Source organism: Sphingobacteriales bacterium (assembly GCA_016699615.1).
In the GTDB taxonomy this organism is placed as follows: domain Bacteria; phylum Bacteroidota; class Bacteroidia; order Chitinophagales; family JADIYW01; genus JADJSS01.
This window is the reverse complement of the sequence record CP064984.1, coordinates 2501673-2521306: the sequence shown is the minus strand read 5'-3', so window position 1 is coordinate 2521306 and position 19634 is coordinate 2501673. Positions and strand designations below refer to the sequence as shown.

General features: G+C 29.9%; 16 protein-coding genes and 1 pseudogene. 10 read left to right on the top strand and 7 right to left on the bottom strand.

Annotated elements, in window-relative coordinates; translation table 11 throughout:
• Positions 1-40: 40 nt before the first annotated feature.
• From IPK18_11870 to IPK18_11860, 3 genes are all read right to left on the bottom strand, one after another.
• Positions 41-685 carry a protein-L-isoaspartate(D-aspartate) O-methyltransferase gene (locus tag IPK18_11870; protein ID QQR97540.1) on the bottom strand — a complete coding sequence of 215 codons (645 nt, stop codon included), beginning with the start codon at positions 683-685 and terminating at the stop codon, positions 41-43.
• A 59-nt stretch (positions 686-744) separates the two neighbouring features.
• Complete coding sequence (locus tag IPK18_11865; protein QQR97539.1) at positions 745-3756, bottom strand: gliding motility-associated C-terminal domain-containing protein; 3012 nt, start codon at positions 3754-3756, stop codon at positions 745-747.
• Positions 3757-3854: 98 nt separating this feature from the next.
• Complete coding sequence (locus IPK18_11860) at positions 3855-5429, bottom strand: hypothetical protein (GenBank protein QQR97538.1); 1575 nt, start codon at positions 5427-5429, stop codon at positions 3855-3857.
• 121 nt (positions 5430-5550) lie between these two features.
• On the opposite strand from IPK18_11860, the gene IPK18_11855 reads away from it, so the two are divergent.
• The gene (locus IPK18_11855) at positions 5551-6957 is read left to right on the top strand and encodes a phosphoglucomutase/phosphomannomutase family protein (protein ID QQR99348.1); all 1407 of its coding nucleotides are present in this window, start codon (positions 5551-5553) and stop codon (positions 6955-6957) included.
• A 25-nt stretch (positions 6958-6982) separates the two neighbouring features.
• Entirely contained in the window at positions 6983-8203 is a 1221-nt protein-coding gene (locus IPK18_11850) for a DUF2279 domain-containing protein (protein QQR97537.1), read from the top strand.
• A 215-nt stretch (positions 8204-8418) separates the two neighbouring features.
• On the opposite strand, the gene lipB is transcribed toward IPK18_11850, so the two are convergent.
• Both lipB and IPK18_11840 read right to left on the bottom strand, forming a co-directional pair.
• A complete protein-coding gene (gene lipB / locus IPK18_11845; protein QQR97536.1) occupies positions 8419-9102 on the bottom strand; it encodes a lipoyl(octanoyl) transferase LipB in 684 nt (227 codons plus the stop codon).
• A 4-nt stretch (positions 9103-9106) separates the two neighbouring features.
• Positions 9107-10093, bottom strand: a complete 987-nt coding sequence (locus IPK18_11840) for a bifunctional phosphoglucose/phosphomannose isomerase (protein ID QQR97535.1) — start codon at positions 10091-10093, stop codon at positions 9107-9109.
• 109 nt (positions 10094-10202) lie between these two features.
• Between IPK18_11840 and IPK18_11835 the strand changes: the two genes are divergently transcribed.
• The 7 genes and pseudogenes from IPK18_11835 to dapB all read left to right on the top strand — a co-directional run bounded on the left by IPK18_11835 (position 10203) and on the right by dapB (position 16160).
• Positions 10203-10547 (top strand): YraN family protein, encoded by a 345-nt coding sequence (locus IPK18_11835; GenBank protein ID QQR97534.1) that lies wholly within the window; start codon positions 10203-10205, stop codon positions 10545-10547.
• 32 nt (positions 10548-10579) lie between these two features.
• Positions 10580-12061 (top strand): T9SS type A sorting domain-containing protein, encoded by a 1482-nt coding sequence (locus IPK18_11830; GenBank protein ID QQR97533.1) that lies wholly within the window; start codon positions 10580-10582, stop codon positions 12059-12061.
• A gap of 149 nt (positions 12062-12210) precedes the next feature.
• Positions 12211-12900 (top strand): metal-dependent hydrolase, encoded by a 690-nt coding sequence (locus tag IPK18_11825; GenBank protein QQR97532.1) that lies wholly within the window; start codon positions 12211-12213, stop codon positions 12898-12900.
• A gap of 8 nt (positions 12901-12908) precedes the next feature.
• Entirely contained in the window at positions 12909-13727 is an 819-nt protein-coding gene (locus IPK18_11820; GenBank protein ID QQR97531.1) for a ParA family protein, read from the top strand.
• A 6-nt stretch (positions 13728-13733) separates the two neighbouring features.
• Positions 13734-14648: a ParB/RepB/Spo0J family partition protein gene (locus IPK18_11815; GenBank protein QQR97530.1), complete on the top strand. Its 915-nt coding sequence runs from the start codon at positions 13734-13736 to the stop codon at positions 14646-14648.
• A gap of 6 nt (positions 14649-14654) precedes the next feature.
• Positions 14655-15356, top strand: coding sequence for a hypothetical protein (locus tag IPK18_11810; GenBank protein QQR97529.1), 702 nt, complete (start codon positions 14655-14657; stop codon positions 15354-15356).
• A gap of 61 nt (positions 15357-15417) precedes the next feature.
• A pseudogene (gene dapB, locus IPK18_11805) lies at positions 15418-16160 on the top strand (4-hydroxy-tetrahydrodipicolinate reductase).
• Positions 16161-16405: 245 nt separating this feature from the next.
• On the opposite strand, the gene IPK18_11800 reads toward dapB, so the two are convergent.
• Complete coding sequence (locus IPK18_11800) at positions 16406-17008, bottom strand: LysE family transporter (protein ID QQR97528.1); 603 nt, start codon at positions 17006-17008, stop codon at positions 16406-16408.
• A 40-nt stretch (positions 17009-17048) separates the two neighbouring features.
• Here IPK18_11800 and IPK18_11795 point away from each other — a divergent pair, with 40 nt between their 5' ends.
• The gene (locus IPK18_11795) at positions 17049-18338 is read left to right on the top strand and encodes an NAD(P)/FAD-dependent oxidoreductase (protein QQR97527.1); all 1290 of its coding nucleotides are present in this window, start codon (positions 17049-17051) and stop codon (positions 18336-18338) included.
• An 11-nt stretch (positions 18339-18349) separates the two neighbouring features.
• Here IPK18_11795 and IPK18_11790 read toward each other — a convergent pair whose 3' ends face one another.
• Positions 18350-19633 (bottom strand): DUF445 family protein, encoded by a 1284-nt coding sequence (locus IPK18_11790; GenBank protein QQR97526.1) that lies wholly within the window; start codon positions 19631-19633, stop codon positions 18350-18352.
• Position 19634 lies beyond the last annotated feature (1 nt).

Sequence of the window (19634 nt, the reverse complement as noted above, 5' to 3'; positions counted from 1 at the left end):
ATACTTTAATAATTTATAATCAATGAATTAAGAAACGAAATTATTTCACGCCTTTCAACATTGGTACAAATGTAAAATAATCAAAATATTCTTTTTCAAATGTTATTTTATCTTTTCGTTGTATTCTAAGCATTTGCTGTGTTTCATCTTTTCCTAATGGTAAGACTAAAACTCCACCTATTTTTAGTTGTTCTAGTAGCTTTTTGGGTATTTCTGGTGCTGCTGCAGTAATTATTATTTTATCGAATGGTGCTTGACTTTCTATGCCTTCAAAACCATCACCATAATATTGAAATATATTTTTGAGAATTAAATCTTGAATAATTGTTGTCGCATCTTGCACCAATGGCTTGTGCCTTTCTATTGTATGTACTTCATTGCACAATAATGCTAATACACAAGCTTGGTAGGCAGAACCTGTTCCAATTTCTAGTACTTTATCTGTTTTTTGTACATCTAAAAGTTCTGTTTGGTATGCAACAGTGTATGGATTTGAAATTGTTTGTCCTGAACCTATTGGAAATGGAGAGTTTTCATACGCTCTATCTTCAAATGATGCCTCGATAAACCAATGTCTTGGAATATTTTGAATTGCTGCTAATACTTTTTCATCTTTAATTCCTAATTCTTTAAGTTCTCTTACTAATTGTTTTCTCAATCCTTGATGTCTAAATGTATCTTGCATAATGCAAAGATATTTTATTAGCTAAGATAGCTACGCATTAGTTATTCGCTATTTGTTGATTATTTTAATAGTGTAACATTGCCTTTAATTGTAATTGTTGCACCACCATCACAAATGCCAGTAAAATAGAATCCATAAGCTTCTTGTTGTTGCATTTCGCCTTTGTACATTCCGTTCCAACCAACATTAATATCATCAGATTCAAAAACTTTATTTCCCCATCTATCATAAATAAGCATAGTGCCACTAGTTAAGTTTTTAGATCTTACTATAAATACATCATTAACATTATCTCCATTTGGCGTAAATGCATTTGGTATATATATATATTCTTCATTGCATGGTAAAATTAAAATATCTACAAATACTGAATCTGATACTTTGCAATTTGTACTTGTGTTAGTTGCCTCCACAACAAACCATGTTGGCGTAGTTGGTGATGCTATTGGATTTTTTATTATTGAATTATCTAATGTATTTGATGGTGACCAAAGATATCCTAATTCTTGATTAGCTTCTACATTTAATTGAGCAACTTCTCCTTTTTCAATAATTGCTTTGTCTGTTGTTGCATTAATTATTATTTCTGGATATACATTTAAGTTTAGTGTAACAATACTATCGCACATTTTAGATGTTTGAAGATTTTCTATAAACTGACCATTTGTTTTGTAATAATTATTTCCTACTAATATTGAATCTCCAAAACATATTGATGTATCTATTGATGTAGTTTTGTGTTGATGTACAATTAAGTCTAAATTTACTGTACTATCACAACCTTTTGATGATTTTAATATTTGTGTATATGTGCCTTGTTCTTTATATATAATTGTGCCAACAACAATAGAGTCTCCATTGCAAATTTCTCTACTTAAGTTATTTATCTTATTTGGATGCACTGTTAGATTAATATTCAAGGTACTATCGCAACCATTTGCAGCATCATACATAATTTTATATGTTCCAGTTTTTGTATATATAGAATCTCCAACAACAAAACTTTCTCCTTCACAAACTTCTGGATTTATGGTTGTACTTGAATTTTTCAGAACTGTAAGATTTAATGTAATAATACTATCACAATTTAATGACGATACAAGCGTATCGAATGTTTGTCCAGATATAGTATAAGTATGATTATTGATTACAACAGAACTACCTTCGCAAATTGTACTATCTATTGTAGTATATTTAATTGGATTAACTTTTAAATTTAACGTGACTGTACTATCACATTTTTGAACACCTAATAGCCTAACAACATATTCACCTTGAGTTTTAAATATTTGACTACCAATTTGTACGGAATCGCCTTCACAAACTGTGGAATCTATTGTAATATATTTTGGTTCTACGACTAATAATTTTAGATTTACAATACTATCACATCCTTTTGATGATTTCATACTTACTCTATAAGTTCCAGTTTCAGTATAATTTGTACCATTAACAATAATACGCTGACCAAGACAGATGGTAGTATCAATATTTGTGAACAAAGTATCGACTACATTTAGATGTAGATAAACAATACTATCACATTTAGTTTCTTTAGAAATTAAATTAATTTGGTAATTTCCTGTTTGTTTAAACACCATATTACCAACAACTACACTATCACTTTTACAAATTTGAACATTAAGTGTAGTGTCTTTTGTTTTTATAATTTGAATATTAATTATCAATATACTATCACAATTTCTTACTGAAACTAAGGTATCAAAAAATCTGCCTGTGCTATAGTATTTTTTACTAGCTATTATTACTGTGTCTCCTTCACAAAATGTAGAATCAATAATAGTATTAGAAATAGATATAATACGAACATTAAGTACAATTATACTATCACAACCTGTTGTTGTTTTTAGTGTATCTCTATATGTGCCAGCTTGAGTAATTTCTTGTTCGTTAAATACTATTGATGTTCCTGTGCATATACTTGTATCTATTATTGTGATTGATGCCTGTCTAATAATTGCATTAAGAATAATGAAACTATCGCAACCAAATGTTGTTTTTAATGTATCTCTATAAGTTCCTGTTTGTGTAATTATTTGTCCATTAAATACAAACATACCATCATTACAAAAAGTTGTATCTATTATATTAGTAGCTGTTGGTCTTACAATTACATTTAATTTCACAAAACTATCGCAACCTGCAATAGTTTTAAATGTATCTCTATATATTCCACTTTGTGTTATTAATTGTTCTCCAAATATTAATTCATTTCCTTCGCAGATTACAGTATCTTTTGATACCGAAATTGAGTCACCAATGAAAATTGATATTACAGCAGAATCAACTACGTTACAATTATCAGGATTTCTAAGCACTAACTTTACATTATATGTTCCTGCATTACTATACTTATGTTTTGGAAATTCTATATCTGAAGTTTGTCCATCACCAAAATCCCAAAAGAATGAAGTTGCTGGTTGTGTAGATGTGTATGAAAATATAGCAGAATCTAAGACACAAGACTTAGTTGGAATTATACTAATAATTTGTAAAGGAAGAAAATCAAATTTGAATTTAATACCTGCCATATTACAATTATCTGAATTATTATTTTTGCTATATGCACTATCAGTTGTTGGAAAAGAATTTGTGCCCCAACAGCTTGCACATACTGCCTGATACACTACACCATTTTTATCAAATCTGCTCGTTCCACCATCTACATGGTCTCCACTACCACCATATTCGCCAAAATAGGTAGCATAAATTATATCTGATGCATCTCTATTAAAAGTAATAAAATAAAAATCACTACCATCAGTTGAATCTTGAAAAGCATCATTTGTAATAGGCATAGAAAATGTACTTCCTGAATAATTATTTCTTCCGCCCCAGCCAACAGCGTAGACACTTCCACAAACATCAACCAATAATGCTGTAGGTGATATATTAATTTGCTTATAGGATGAATCTTCTGTATGACCAAAAACTGTTGAAAATATTGTAGTATTAAGATTATTATTCAATTTATGTATAAATTGTGGTGCATTTGCATTACTATAAACTCCATTTGTAATTGGGTAATGTCCTGTTGTTTGACCAAACACAACAATATTATCTTCATTATCTGTATCTATTAAAAACGCTTGATCGTAATTTGCTGTGCCTAAATAAGTTGTAGCTAAGACTTGCGTAGCATTATTATTTACCTTAGTAACATAGCCATCAAAAAACCCATTAATGTTTGATTTAATCCGACATTACTTCCTGGCAGATCAACACTATTTGTTAGCCCACAAATAGATATATTTTCATTTTTATCTAAAGCTATTCCATTTGCATTTTCTGTTGCAGTAGAACCAAAGTAAGTAGCCCATTTATTACTACTTAAATTTGAATTAAATCTTGCAATAAATCCATCTCTAAAATCGCCACCAAAATTTGGTTGAAATCTACCTGAAGTATTGGGCAAATCATATGAATTTGTAGATGAACAAATAATAATATCTCCATCACTTGTTAATGCAATATCACTTCTTGTTTCATCACCATAGTTATATGCAAATCCAAATCCATCATTGCCTGATCCTCCAAAAAATGTTGAGCCAACAAGTGCACTGCCATTGGAACTTAATTTTGTTAAGGCAACATCAACACCCGTATCAAAATAGATATTCATTGATGTATAAACTGGAAAACCATAATTAAATGAAGTATCATATGCATTTACTGTTGTTGGAAAATTAGGAGACCCAGTTACCAAAAGAACGACTAATTCGTTTTGAGGTGTGCAATACAAACTACTCAATAGTTCATTATTGTTTCCACCTAAATACGTTGAAAAGATTCTATTTGTTCCTATATTATTAAATTTTGTTATAACTATATCTGTATTATTCGAAAAAGAATCTAATGGGCCACCAAATGTGGTTTGAAAAGCACCCATAGTAGTTGGATAATCAGTTCCTAATGAAATACCACCTAAGAACATATTTCCTTCTGAATCGTAAGTTGAAGATGAGCCCCAATTATCTACTGGACTACCTGAGTATGTAGAAAAAATAAGAGTTGGATCTATGATTAAATCATAATTTTTATCATAGTCTTCTAATAATTTAAAAGAAACAACATTATCTGTAAGTGTATATTTACATGAAATGATTGTAACAATTCCACCAATATTTTGATATACATAAGGTTGAATTTCTACCAATTCACCCAAGCTAGTAGTAATTCTTAATTGTCCATTATTACTTATTCGGATATTATCAGTTCCATTATATCGCAATTGAATATCACTTACCTTTGCACCTTTCTTTACAACATAATCAATTTTCATTGAATTACCAGTACTATAAACCTTAGCATCAATTTGATTGTATAAATTTTTATACGTTACATTTTTATAAATAGAAACATTTGATGCCCATTTGCTTTTATCATTACCTATAAAATAATTATTGTAAGCTTTTTCTTTAACTGAAGGTTGAAGCAATACTGTAGAATTAGTATTTAACCACCTAAAATTATATGCATGATAGCGAATAACTTGTTCTATTTCGTGTTCTTCTTCAATTAGCAATGCTTTTTTTTCATGTTGTTGATGATTATGCTCAATTTTATCTGATAATAAGTAAGTTATTCCATCTTTTTCTAAGAATGCAGTTGCACCAGACATGTCTACTTTAAATTTTACTTTTTCATTCCACTGTCCTTTATTTTCAATATAACTTAGATTCGCAATTTTATTATCATTACTCCAAGAAAAAGTTATATTCAATATAAGTATTGCAAAAAATGACACTCTACATGCTGACACTAGTCTCATAAATATTTGTTATGAATATCAAATATAGTATATTTGCTTAAATTTTTAGAACAAATATAGTATCAGAATGAGCATTAAGAAAATCAAATTTGGCACCGACGGTTGGCGAGCAATTATTGCAGAGGAATTTACAACAGAAAATGTAGCAAGAGTAGCGTTTGCTACTGCAAAATGGGTAAAATCTATCTCAAATGAACCAAGTATTGCAATTGGACACGATTGTAGATTTGGTGGTTCATTATTTGTAGAAACAACAATAAATATATTGTGTAATGAAGGCATAAAAGTATATGCACACAAAGGAATATGCTCAACACCTATGCTTTCTTTAGCTTGTAAAAATTACAATACTACGGCTGGCATTGTAATTACTGCATCACACAATCCACCAAGCTACAATGGTTTTAAACTAAAATCTAATTTTGGTGGACCAACAATTCCATCAGATATTGCATTGGTAGAATCTTTTATTCCTGACACTATTGAGATTCCTAAAATTCCTTTAGAGCAATTGGTAAAAGAACAAAAATTAACCTACGTAGATTTAGAAACTGACTACATCAAACATGTAGAAGCAAATTTTAATATGAATGCTATACGAAACTCAGGCATGCTCTTTGGCTATGATGCCATGTATGGTGCTGGTCAAAATGTTGCAAGAAAATTATTACCAAATAATTTAGTATATCTACATTGCGAATACAATCCAAGTTTTTATGGTCAAGCGCCTGAGCCAATTCATAAAAACTTATTAGAGTTTTCAGAATTAATGAAAAAAACACCAGAACTTGAGTTTGGTTTTGCTAATGATGGAGACGCAGATAGAATTGGATGTTATGATGGAAATGGCAATTTTATAGACTCACATCATATTCTTTTGTTGCTGATACATTACATGCATCATTATAAAAAAGAAATGGGAAAAGTAGTAGTATCTTTTACAGTTTCCAACAAAATCAAAAAATTGTGTGATGCCTATAATATTCCATGTGAAGTAACGCCAGTAGGTTTTAAATATATTTGCGAAATTATGGTAAATGAAGATGTGTTGGTAGGTGGCGAAGAAAGTGGTGGTTTGGCAATAAAAGGACACATTCCTGAGCGTGATGGTATTTGGATTGCATTGGTATTGATGGAATTTATGGCAAAAACTGGTAAAAATATCACTGAATTAATTAATGAAGTATATGATGTAGTTGGTGCTTTTGATTATGATAGATATGATTTGCATATTTCTGAAGAAATCAAACAAAATGTAATTAAGAATTGTAACGAAGACAACTATAAAAACTTTGGCAAATACAATGTACTAAGAAGAGAAACGATTGACGGTTGGAAATACTTTTTGAATGATGAAGATTGGTTGATGATACGTGCATCTGGAACAGAGCCAGTGCTTCGTGTGTACGCACAAAGCAACAGTAGAGATGCCGTAATTGACATCTTAGAAGATACTAAGAAAACATTATTAGGTGAATAAATTCTGGATAAATATATTATTCATTATGCTTTGCAATTTTGCATTTGCACAAAACAAATTTACCTTAAAAAGAGATACTATTTGGCAAAATGAGAATGTATATTCATTATACTATGATACCATTTTTGAAAAAGACTACACTATCTATGCTGATACAGTAGTTCATATTAAAAAAGAATTAGACAATCATATAGATACAGTAATAAACAATGGAAATATAGAATATATTAATCATTCTACCACGCATTACAAAAAATACTACGACATACATTTTGATACAATTTTTAATAGTGCACCTATTTATTCTGGAAAATACAAACTCAGAAAACCTTATAAATTCTTTGAAAATTCGCCAGTATTAAACAAATCAAGAATTGGTTTTATTGCTGGTTTTAATGGTGGAATTTATGCTGCTGCCAATATTTGGTGGAATAGTGCTTGGTATTCAAAATACAATAAATCAAAATTTCATTTTTTTAACGATTGGAAAGGATGGTATCAAGTTGATAAAATCGCACATGGATTTAATTCATATTTTATCACAGATTGGTCCTATCATATGTTTAAATGGACAGGCATCAAAGAAAAAAATGCTATTTGGATAGGTATGCTCAACGCACAAATGTGGATGCTCTCAATCGAAATAAATGATGGACTACAAAAAAAATGGGGATTTTCTTGGGGCGACATTGCATTCAACATGACTGGTTCATTATTATTTGGCATACAACAGTACTTGTGGCACGACCAAAGATTTAGATTAAAAATATCTGCCTTTCCACAAAAATATGCTTCAGATTTAAGACCAAGAACAGATGATTTATTTGGAACTTCATTTACAGAATTAATTTTAAAAGATTATAATGCAACAACATTTTGGTTGAGTGTGAGTCCTGGTTCTTTCATTAAAAAAGAAAATTCTAAATTTCCGAAATGGATAATGGCATCTTTTGGATATGGTGCTCAGAATATGTTGGGTGGCACATCAAATATTTGGTGTAGCAATGCCACTTCTGATGATGATATACATAATTGCGATCCAAGTCATATTGTAGATAGAACAGATATTGAAAGATACAGACAATTTTATCTTTCAGCTGATATAGATTGGACAAAAATTCCAGTAAAACGAAAATGGGCAAAAACTTGTTTAGGTATTTTAAATATTATAAAACTTCCTTTTCCAGCTGTGGAATTCAATACATCAAGTACGCAAAAAGTAAAATGGAGATGGCTGATGTTTTAAATGACATCAACGATTTGGACATTTCTTGCAACGCTTGCCTTTCTTATGTTTTTCACAACATTTAGATTTTTTAGAACAAGAAAGCATCATGTATTTTGACAATAATACATTGCTGTCAGCAATACAATACATTTGTTGTTGTTCATGATTTGCTGTTGTAGAATTTGCCTTCATCCATACAAAATTACATTTATTTAGAATAATTCCAAATAAATTTAAGAAAATTTGATGTTAAATATTTCTATGAAATGAAATAATAAATGCTGCTTAACTGCTATGATGTCAACATCAGAATCTAATTCTTGTTGAATAGAAGTTACACCTTTGTCTACAAAACCACATGGATGAATAAATCTATACATACCTAAATCATTGGAAACATTTAATGAAAAGCCATGCATGGTAATCCATCTTGAAGTTTTTACGCCAAAAGCTGCAATCTTTTTTGGTTGATAATCTACTATTGAATTTACCCAAACACCAGTTGCACCATCAATTCTATAACCTTCTATTCCAAAATGTGCAATAGTACGTATCATAATTTCTTCTAATTGTCGCATATACCATTTTAAATCTGTAGAAAAATATTCTAAGTCTAAAATTGGGTAACCAACAAGTTGATTTGGTGCATGCAAGGTAACATCTCCTCCTCTATTTACTTCAAATAAGTCTATATTTTGTTGTGCTAACAATTCTTTGGAAAGTAATACATTTTCTTTATTTGCAGATTTGCCTAATGTAATTACTGGAAAATGCTCACAAATGATGAGTTTATGTAAATCATTATTTGAAACACCATTGTGTTTGTTATCTAAAAGTTGATTGAAATATAACTCTTGTAATGTTAAAACTTCTGCATACGATTGTATGCCTAAATCATGTAACTGAACAACATGCATTACATCATTGGATTCTCAGCCAATCTATTTTTAGTTTATTAATTACATCTATTTCTATTGCATCAATGCCTTTAAAATCAGCTAAATAGCAAGAAATCCAATCAGTAAGATGAATTAAGTACAATGCACTTTCAATATCTGTATTGCCTTTCGAATGAATTTCAATTACATCTGCTGCATAATTGGAAACTACATCTTTTACAAACTCCATACGTTCTTGATTTCTTTCAAAATCTAGTGAATTTCTTAAGAATACAACAACAATATTTTCATTTTTATCACGCCATCCAACCAATTCATTGTGGTTCATTTCTGGTACAACATGATGCCAACACAACATTTTAGAGTTTTCATTGATTTGCTGTCTAAATCTTATAGAAACACCTTCAAATTTTGAATCTGAATATATCACAGGCATTTTGCCACTTAAGCGTTCGGCATAAGATTTTGCCAATGACATTATTTCTTCCTTGTCTTCTTCTAATAATGCGATTGCATTCTGTGTATACTCAACAAATTTATTTTCGATTAAACCTAAATAATGTAAAATAAAAAATATTTGCACAAATGATTGTCCAAAAGCTGCACGTGGTGGCGAACCACTGTCTATTAATACATAATCTATTTCATTTGTATCTGCATATTCTTTTATTAATCCACCAGAAGTAATACATACAATTTGCGCATTCTTTTTAAATGCTTGTAGCATTGCGCTCATTGTTTCTTCTGTATTTCCTGAATAAGAAGATACAATTACTAATGTATTTTCATTAACAAATGCTGGAATTTGATATTCCTTATTGATTAGTATTGGTACTTGAATATCATCTTTTAATATATTAGAAAGAATAGTTCCACCAATTCCTGAGCCACCTAAACCAGTAATTAATACATTTCTAATAGGAAATTTATTTTTACCAATTTTTGCTGCTTGTCCAATTTCTAGGGCTCTTTTTAGTTGATTTGGAAACTCTTCTACTAGTTGATTCATTTTCATATATAAAACATTTTTATGTAGCTAATCTATGTCTATTAAAATAGTTATTTTTACACAACAAAGTAAATAAATTTTATTGTTATTTCATAAAATAATTCTGCAATTGACCAAAGACACAAAAAATATTGGATATAATGGTGAAATATTAGCTCAAGAATATTTGGCAAGCAAAAATTATATCATTTTACACACAAATTGGCGTTTTAAGCATGCTGAAATTGATATTATTGCCAAAGACAAGAACATCATTGTATTTGTAGAAGTAAAATATAGAAAGAATAAAAATTTTGGTTATCCAGAAGAGTTTTTGACAAAAAATAAGATAAAAAAAATGCATGAAGCAGCTGAAGAATTTATTGAACAATTTAAATGGAATGGAGAATTAAGGTTTGATATTATTGCTATTGAAGGTAAAAATATTCAACACTTTATTGATGCATTCTATTGAAAAATATGTATTTTCATCTTAAAATCATATTTATGCAAAAAATAGCTACTTATTTTATATTTTTTCTAATTACTCAATTATTATATGGGCAATCTATACCTTTAAAATCTTGTAATCAAGATAAAATAACAGAAATATTACGAAAAATTGTACCCAACTATGATACAGAAACTAAATTAATATATGATGAATGGGAACAAAAACAACAAGACAACAACAATGCAAGAATAAATGCACTAGACACCACCTACACCATCCAAACTGTAATTCATATTGTATATCTAGAAGATAATTTAGAACAAAACATTCCTGATGATATTATACAATCACAAATCGATAGATTGAATAAAGATTTTGGTGTACTCAACGAAGACACTGCAAATCTCAGGTTAATTTTTAAGAATTTCAGAGGATATCCTAAAATAAAATTTGAATTAGCAACTAATGACCCAAATGGAAATCCGACAAATGGTGTTGTAAAAGTGGCAGGAAGAGGACCAAGTAAAAAGCCAACATTTACAAACCCAATAGATTCTATACTTTTCGAATTAACAAATACAATTGGAGATTGGTTTAAAAAAGGCTTTTCAATAGTTAATTTACCCAATAATGTGAAAGACACTACAATTGGTTCGCCAATTTGGGACAACAGTAAATATCTAAATATTTGGGTAACAGACTTAAATCTATTTAGTTTACCAACTGAAGGTACACTTGGAGGATTTGCATTTGCACCACCAGGACTTTCAAATTGGCCATTTGGTATTGGCTATCCAGCAGATGCTGTTGATGGAGTTTCGATAGACTATAGATTTTTTGGAGAAAACAACTACTTTGCACGCAACAGACCAAGTATTGCAGAATTTATTGGAAAAGGCAGAACTACAGTACATGAAGTTGGGCATTACCTTGGATTGAGACATATTTGGGGCGATTATGGCAATGTTTTTAACTTACCTTGCAATGCTTTTACGCATGACATATTTTTCTCTGATGGTATGGACGATACACCACCTTGCAAAGCACCATTCTCATCACAATTAGGTGAATATAGATGCGATACTGCAACAAACTCATGCAATTTACCCTATCAAGGAATAGATTATCCAGACTTATTTGAAAACTACATGGATTACTCAGGTGATGCTTGCTATAACATGTTCACAAAAAAACAAGCAGATTTTTTGCGATTTGTATTAACAACAAGACGTAGTGGCATTATTTCAAAAAGAGAGACAGAAATAATTAGCTCTACTAAAAATATAAAAAACACTGCCAATCAATTTAATGTATATCCAAATCCAGCTCAAGATATATTACACATTGAAGCAACAAAAAATCAAAATACGAACATAGATATATATACAATTGATGGAAAGCTTATTCAGCAAAATCACATGGACACTAATTCAAGTCTAAAATCAATCAATATTCAAGATTTTAAAAACGGAACATACGTGATTAAGTTGTACAATGCAGATTTTGTATCATTTGAAAAGTTTATCAAACAATAAATGTTCTTAACAATAGTATTAACATATTAATAAACAAGTAATTGTAGTTTATCCACAGCACTTTGTGTGTAAATAATGGATAACTTGCGTGAAACATCACTTCCATAAATGCTATTTTTGGTGCGTGAAACATTAAAATAGTTTTTTAGATGAAATATACTTATTACGGACATTCCTGCTTTTTAGTTGAAATAAATCAAACAAAAATTCTTTTCGATCCATTTATTACACCAAATGATTTGGCTAAACATATTGATATTAATTCAATTACTTGTGACTACATTGTTATATCTCATGGGCATGCTGACCATATTGCAGATGCAGTAGCAATTGCCAAAAACACAAATGCAACTATAATTTGTGCTTATGAAATTTACGAATGGTTAAGCAAACAAGGTTTAAGCAACTTTAGACCAATGAATATAGGTGGAAAATGGAATGCAGGTACATTTACAATAAAATGTGTAGTAGCACAACATTCAAGTGCATTGCCTGATGGAACATATGGTGGAAATCCAATGGGTTTTATTGTAACATCTAACGAAGGAAATTTTTACTACAGTGGAGATACAGCACTGACCAGAGATATGCAATTAATACCATCTTGGGCAAAAATAGATTTTGCAGTATTACCAATTGGTGATAATTTCACAATGGATATTGAAGATGCATTATCAGCTTCAGACTTTTGTATGACATCAAAGGTAATTGGTGTACATTACAATACATTTCCATACATTGTAATTGATGAGCAAGAAGCAATTGAGAAATTTAAGAACAACGGAAAAGAGCTGATACTATTAAACATCGGAGACACAATTAATTTACAATCTATATAATATACATAATGGGAAAAATAATAAGCATTGCCAATCAAAAAGGTGGAGTAGGAAAAACAACAACAGCTATAAATTTAGCTTCAAGTTTAGCTGTGTTAGAGCAAAAAACATTAATTATTGATGCAGATCCACAAGCAAACAGCACTAGTGGATGTGGCTTTGACCCAAAACACATAAAAATAAGCTTATACGAATGCTTAATTGAAGAAAAAAAACCTAAAGACATTATTCTAGAAACCGAAACACCAAATTTATTTTTGCTTCCAGCTCATTTAGATTTAGTTGGTGCTGAAATAGAATTAATCAACCATCCAGACAGAGAAAAAATATTAAAGAAAATCATTACACCATTAAAAGATGATTTTGATTTTATTGTGATAGATTGTTCACCATCTCTTGGTTTAATTACAGTAAATGCACTTACAGCATCAGATTCTGTAATTGTGCCTGTACAATGTGAATATTTTGCACTCGAAGGTTTAGGAAAATTATTAAATACAATAAAAATTGTTCAATCAAAATTAAATACTGATTTAGAAATTGAAGGTATTCTATTGACAATGTACGATCAAAGATTAAACCTATCAAATCAAGTAGTATCAGAAGTAAAAAGAAGATTTAATGACAGTGTGTTTGATACCATCATCCACAGAAATATAAGATTGGGCGAGGCACAAAGTTTAAGACAACCAATAATTATGTATGATGCAGAAAGCAAAGGCGCAATTAATTACTTAAATCTTGCTCGAGAAATTATGCAAAACAATGGACTTACTGAACTAACTGAAGACGAAAAAACAATTCAACTTGACGAAAATCTAAACTAAAAAAACATGGCATTAGTAAATAAAAAGAAAGAAGCTTTGGGCAAAGGACTTAGAGCATTATTGTCTGATATGGATGAGGAAACAGAAATCCTGAAAATAAGTGATAAAGACCAAGATTCTATCATCAATACAGTTCCAAAAATCAACTTAGAATATATTGAAGTTAATCCATATCAACCAAGAAAAGATTTTAATGAAGAAGCACTTCAAGAATTAGCAAATTCTATACAAGTTCATGGTGTAATACAACCCATTACTGTTAGAAAAATAGATGATAAAAAATACCAATTAATCGCTGGTGAAAGAAGATTTAGAGCATCTAAAATTGCTGGACTTACTGATATTCCTGCGTATGTAAGAACTACCAATGACCAAGAATTAGTAGAGATTGCATTAATCGAAAATATTCAAAGAGAAGATTTGAATGCGATGGAAATAGCACTTACCTATCAAAGATTAATTGATGAAATACAATTAACACATGAAAATCTTGCTGATAGATTAGGTAAAGATAGATCTACAGTAACAAATTATTTAAGACTATTAAAATTACCACCAGAGATTCAAAAATCTTTACGTGACAAATCTATTTCCATGGGACATGCGCGTTCTATCATTAGCATTCCAGAAATAGATAAACAACTTTATATTTTAAAAGAAGTATTAAAGAATGAACTTTCTGTAAGAAAAACTGAAGAATTAGTAAGAACAATTGGACAAAAGTCTGATAAAAAAACTACAGCAACACCTACAACACAAAGTTTGCCAAATGCCTACAAACAAGTAGAACAAAGACTTATGGACAAACTTGAAACTAAAATAAAAATAAAAAAAGGCAAAGGTGAAAAAGGCGAAATTACCATTCCATTTTATTCTACATCAGACTTAAACAGATTACTTGAAATTATAGAAGGAGAATAATTACCAATGCGTATTATAAGCTACAATACATCATTAAAAGCAATTTTAATCATATTTATTTGGTCTATTGTAGGAATAAAAACTAATACCATTGTTGCTCAAGATTCAATCTATCAAACTATAGACACAGCTATTGCTTCAAACTTGGAAGATGTAATACATAAATCTAATTTTAATAAGCTTAAAAAAAAGTCAATACCAACGCAAGAAATTCCTCAATCAAGTATTGAAAAAAGTAAAAAAAAAATATTTGATGATTCTACCAGAAGTTCTGCAAAACATGCAGCATTGCTTGGTTTAGCATTTCCTGGATTGGGACAAGTATACAACAAAAAATATTGGAAATTGCCTATCGTTTATGGTGGCATAGCAGGTTGTATTTTTTGGGTATCAAGGCAAGCAAAAGCACTAAACAATACAACCAATATTTGGTACAAAAGAACAAATGGAATAACACTTCCAACTGGCATTGAGCGATACTCTACAGCACAATTAGAAAGTATAAGAAACACACATAGAAGAAGTGTGCAATTGGCATCATTTGTAACAATGATGGTTTGGGGATTTACTATATTAGATGCAGCTGTTGATGCGCACATCAAACCATTTGATATTTCTGAGAATTTATCTATGCAAATAAAACCTAGCATCAAACAAAGCAATTTTCAAGAATATGTGGCACTGCAAGTAAACTTAAACCTAAGATAAAACGACACAACGCATATATCAATAATAATCTATTATTTTTAATATCTATAAAAAAACGAACATGAACATTGCACTGATTGGATACGGAAAATGGGAAAAGCTATACATGAAATAGCTAACGACAAAAATGCTGCACTGCAAAATAACAAATACAATATTTCATTAATTGTAGATATTGACAATAGACAAACAACAACAATAGAGCAATTACAAGCATGTGATGTAGCTATTGAATTTACATCGCCACACACCGCAGTAGAAAATATTCAATGGTGCTTTGAAGCAAATGTGCCTGTTGTGGTTGGAAGTACTGGATGGTTGCATCAATTAGATAGTATTAAAAACATTGCATTAGCAGAAAATAAAAGTTTATTATATGCACCAAATTTTAGCATTGGTGTGAATATATTTTTTGAAATAAATAGACAACTCGCTAAAATCATGAATCAACATCAAGACTATGATGTCATTATGGAAGAAATACACCACACTGAAAAAAAAGATGCACCAAGTGGAACAGCATTGTACGCAGCCGAAGATATACTAAAATGGCATGATGCAAAAAGTAATTGGAAAAATGAAGTAAGCCATGATAAAAATACATTAGACATTATTTCATTAAGAGAAGCAAATGTACCAGGCACACATACTGTATTTTACAACTCTGACATTGATACCATAGAACTAAAACATATTGCGCACAACAGAAAAGGATTTGCTGGTGGTGCATTAGTTGCCGCAGAATGGTTGATTGGCAAAAAAGGTGTGTACACGATGGATGATGTACTTGGCTTTAATAAATAATTATTGCATTTTTTTGTATCTAGACAAACATAATCATTGATTTTGAAATCTAAATCTTTTGCCAAAATATCATTTTCAGTAATATCTTGAGCAAAAGTATTTATGTTGAAGACTAATGAGATTAATAATATATAATTTTATTTTCATTAGCATTTCTTTAAAACAATAACTCATCATAAGCTCATTCAAATCTGAAATATATATTCATTATTATTGTATAATTTCAAATAACACAATCATATTATTTAAATTAAAACTCTTACAATCAATACAATGCCAAAAATAAATAAGGCTACGCCTGCAAACTTTTTTACGATAGCAATTTTCTCAATACTTAATTTATATTTTATAAAATAGGCAAATCGCATTTTCAACAAATCAAACAAAAAAACTATTAGCAAAAGTGAAAAGTAATACAAAAACTTATCTTTTGAAGTATAATTAGAACTACTAGTTGTAGAATACAAACCTATCCACCATAGTATCACAAATGGATTTAATACATTAATGGTAATGCCTTTTGCAAAAGCTTGCAATATGGTTTTAATGTCTTTTACATCAATACCTTTGACACTTACTTTAGAGAAAAATGTTATCATCCCAAAAATTAATAATACAATACCACCTACAACACCAATTATTGATTGATAGTCACTAAAATTTGTTGTTCTAAAAATATTATTCACCAACATAATTAGAATAACATCACTTACTATAACACCAAATATATAACCTAAACCACAACGCCATCCTTTTGAAATAGTAATATCTACTAATCCAAAAAAGATTGGACCAATCATAAAACTAATTGTAGTTCCAAGTAATAATCCTTTTAATGCTGCTTCCATTTAATTGTGATACATTTTAGTTGTTGATAGGACAAGTATAATGAAAATTATTGTAGTGGATGATTTATTTGTCTTTAAATTTATCTATTTTCATGCTGATATTTTAAGTCTAATAATGCAAAATCACTATGATATAATTATTGTTGGCGCTGGCGCAAGTGGTTTTTTTGCAGCTATAAATATTGCTAAGAAAAAACCAAATCTAAAAATTGCTATTCTTGAGCAAAGTAAAAAAGTATTAGAAAAAGTAAAGATATCTGGTGGTGGAAGATGCAATGTAACGAATGCATGCAGTGACCCAAAAGAATTGATAAAAAACTACCCACGTGGTGGAAAGAATTTATTAAATGCATTTTATACTTTTAATACAACACATACTATTGAATGGTTTGAGCAACACAACATTGAGCTAAAAACAGAAATTGATGGTAGAGTTTTTCCAAAGAGCAATCAATCACAAACTATTATTGATTGTTTTCTTACACTTGCCAAACAACACAACATAGAAATAATTACAGAACAAAAAGTAGTTGGAATAAAAATAAACGACAACAGCTTTGAGTTAAAGACATTAAACACACAATATTCTTGCCAACAATTAATTTTAGCATGCAGCACCAATGCTATTATATTAAAAGAATTAGAACAAAAAAATATACAAATAGAACCATGCATTCCATCATTATTTAGTTTCAATACAAAAAACTTATTATTCAAAGAATTATCAGGTATTACTTTACAAGATTGTACAGCACAAATAGAACAAACAAAAATAAAAACAGAAGGCAATATTTTGATCACACACCAAGGCATCACTGGACCATGTGTGCTTAAGCTATCAGCATTTGGAGCAAAAGAATTAGGTAATAAAAACTACAATTGCAATATCATAATTAATTGGATAAACAAAACAACAAATGAAGCAAGCGAATATATAATTGATATGAAAAATATTTCTTCAAAAAAGAAGATAAGTAATACCAAAGCATTTGAGTTACCCAATAGATTTTGGATAAATCTACTTCATGTATCAAATATTAATATAGAAAAAAACTGGGCTGATATTAGCAAAAAAGAAATTCAACAATTGATTGAAAATCTTACACAATTTCAATTAAAAATAAATGGAAAGAGCACCAATAAAGATGAGTTTGTAACAGCTGGTGGTGTTTGTTTAAGCAATATAGACTTAAAAACAATGCAAAGCAAACAATACAATAAGCTGTTTTTTACTGGCGAAATATTAGATATAGATGGCATTACTGGTGGATTCAACTTCCAAGCAAGATGGACTACAGCATATTTAGTTGCAGAACATATTGCTAAGTAATTTCAAATTTTCTACGCACCACCAAAGACGAATACCAATTGTGCTAAACCAGCTAAGCCACCCAATGCAGCACCAACAAGTATAAGTTTCATTTCTTCTTCTTCAAAAGCAGGACGCAATACGCCAACAAAATCTTCTGGTGGTAATGCTTGTAGCTTCTCACGCATGATTCCTTCAATATCAAATGCTTTATCTGTAAAATCATATAAATTTCTTAGTCGATTTGGCATTTGTCTTACCATATCTCTAACTATCAATTCTTTTATTTCAGCATATGCCTTAGTACCTTCTAATAAATTCATAATTGGATCTGGCACAGCACCTGTTGCCTTCTCAATACCATCATTAATATGTTTTTCTATAAGTTTATACATTCGCTCACCACCTTTTTCATTCAACATATGTTCCCACAAATTTTCAGAATTTAAAACTCTATCTGCAATAATTTTTCCATACAATGCAGAAACCTCATTTTGTCTTTTAATAAATAAACCAATAAATGTCCAAAATAAAAACTTAACAGGACGTTTTGGCGAAAATATCAACTTCAACGCTAACCAGTTTGTTGCATAACCAACAATAATTCCTGCCACAGGCAATGTCCAATCTAATGGAAAGAAATGCCATACCAACATTTGTCCAATACCAAATATTAAACCAAACCACCAGCCTGAAACTTCTATAAACTTAAATTCTTCTTTTCCGCAAGTAAGAAAAATTTCATTAATTAATGTCTTGTCTTTGATAATTGCTTCAACACACAATTTCTTTAAATTCATTAAATCATTGATATTGTCTTTCACATCTTGCATCATACCACGAATAGCTTCAGGAATATCTTGAGCAGTTCTATTAAAAATTGTATTTTTTACAATCTGTGGTGTATTTTTCCAAAGATTAGGTTGATGCTTCATCATAGCATCAGATACAACTCTTTCAGATAATTCTTTCATTTGTGGTGCCATCTCTTTTGCCACATCATCTGGATTCAATCTTTCAAAAACTTCTTCTACAGAAATAAGTTTTTGCGTCATCAAATCAACAGTAATATCTGCCATTTTTGGTCCATTTGCAGGAATAATACCTTGCCAACCAATTGGAATTTTACCAATTTTAATACCCCAAAAATTAATTGGATAGAAAGTCATTTTAATTGCTTGCCAATTTGTAAACCAACCAATTCCACCAGAAACAATTGGAATTGAAAGTAATTTAATATAGTAGTAATCATTCTGAGAAAAAAAAGTAATGATAGAATCCATCATAATATAAATAGTATTAATGTAATAAGGCATA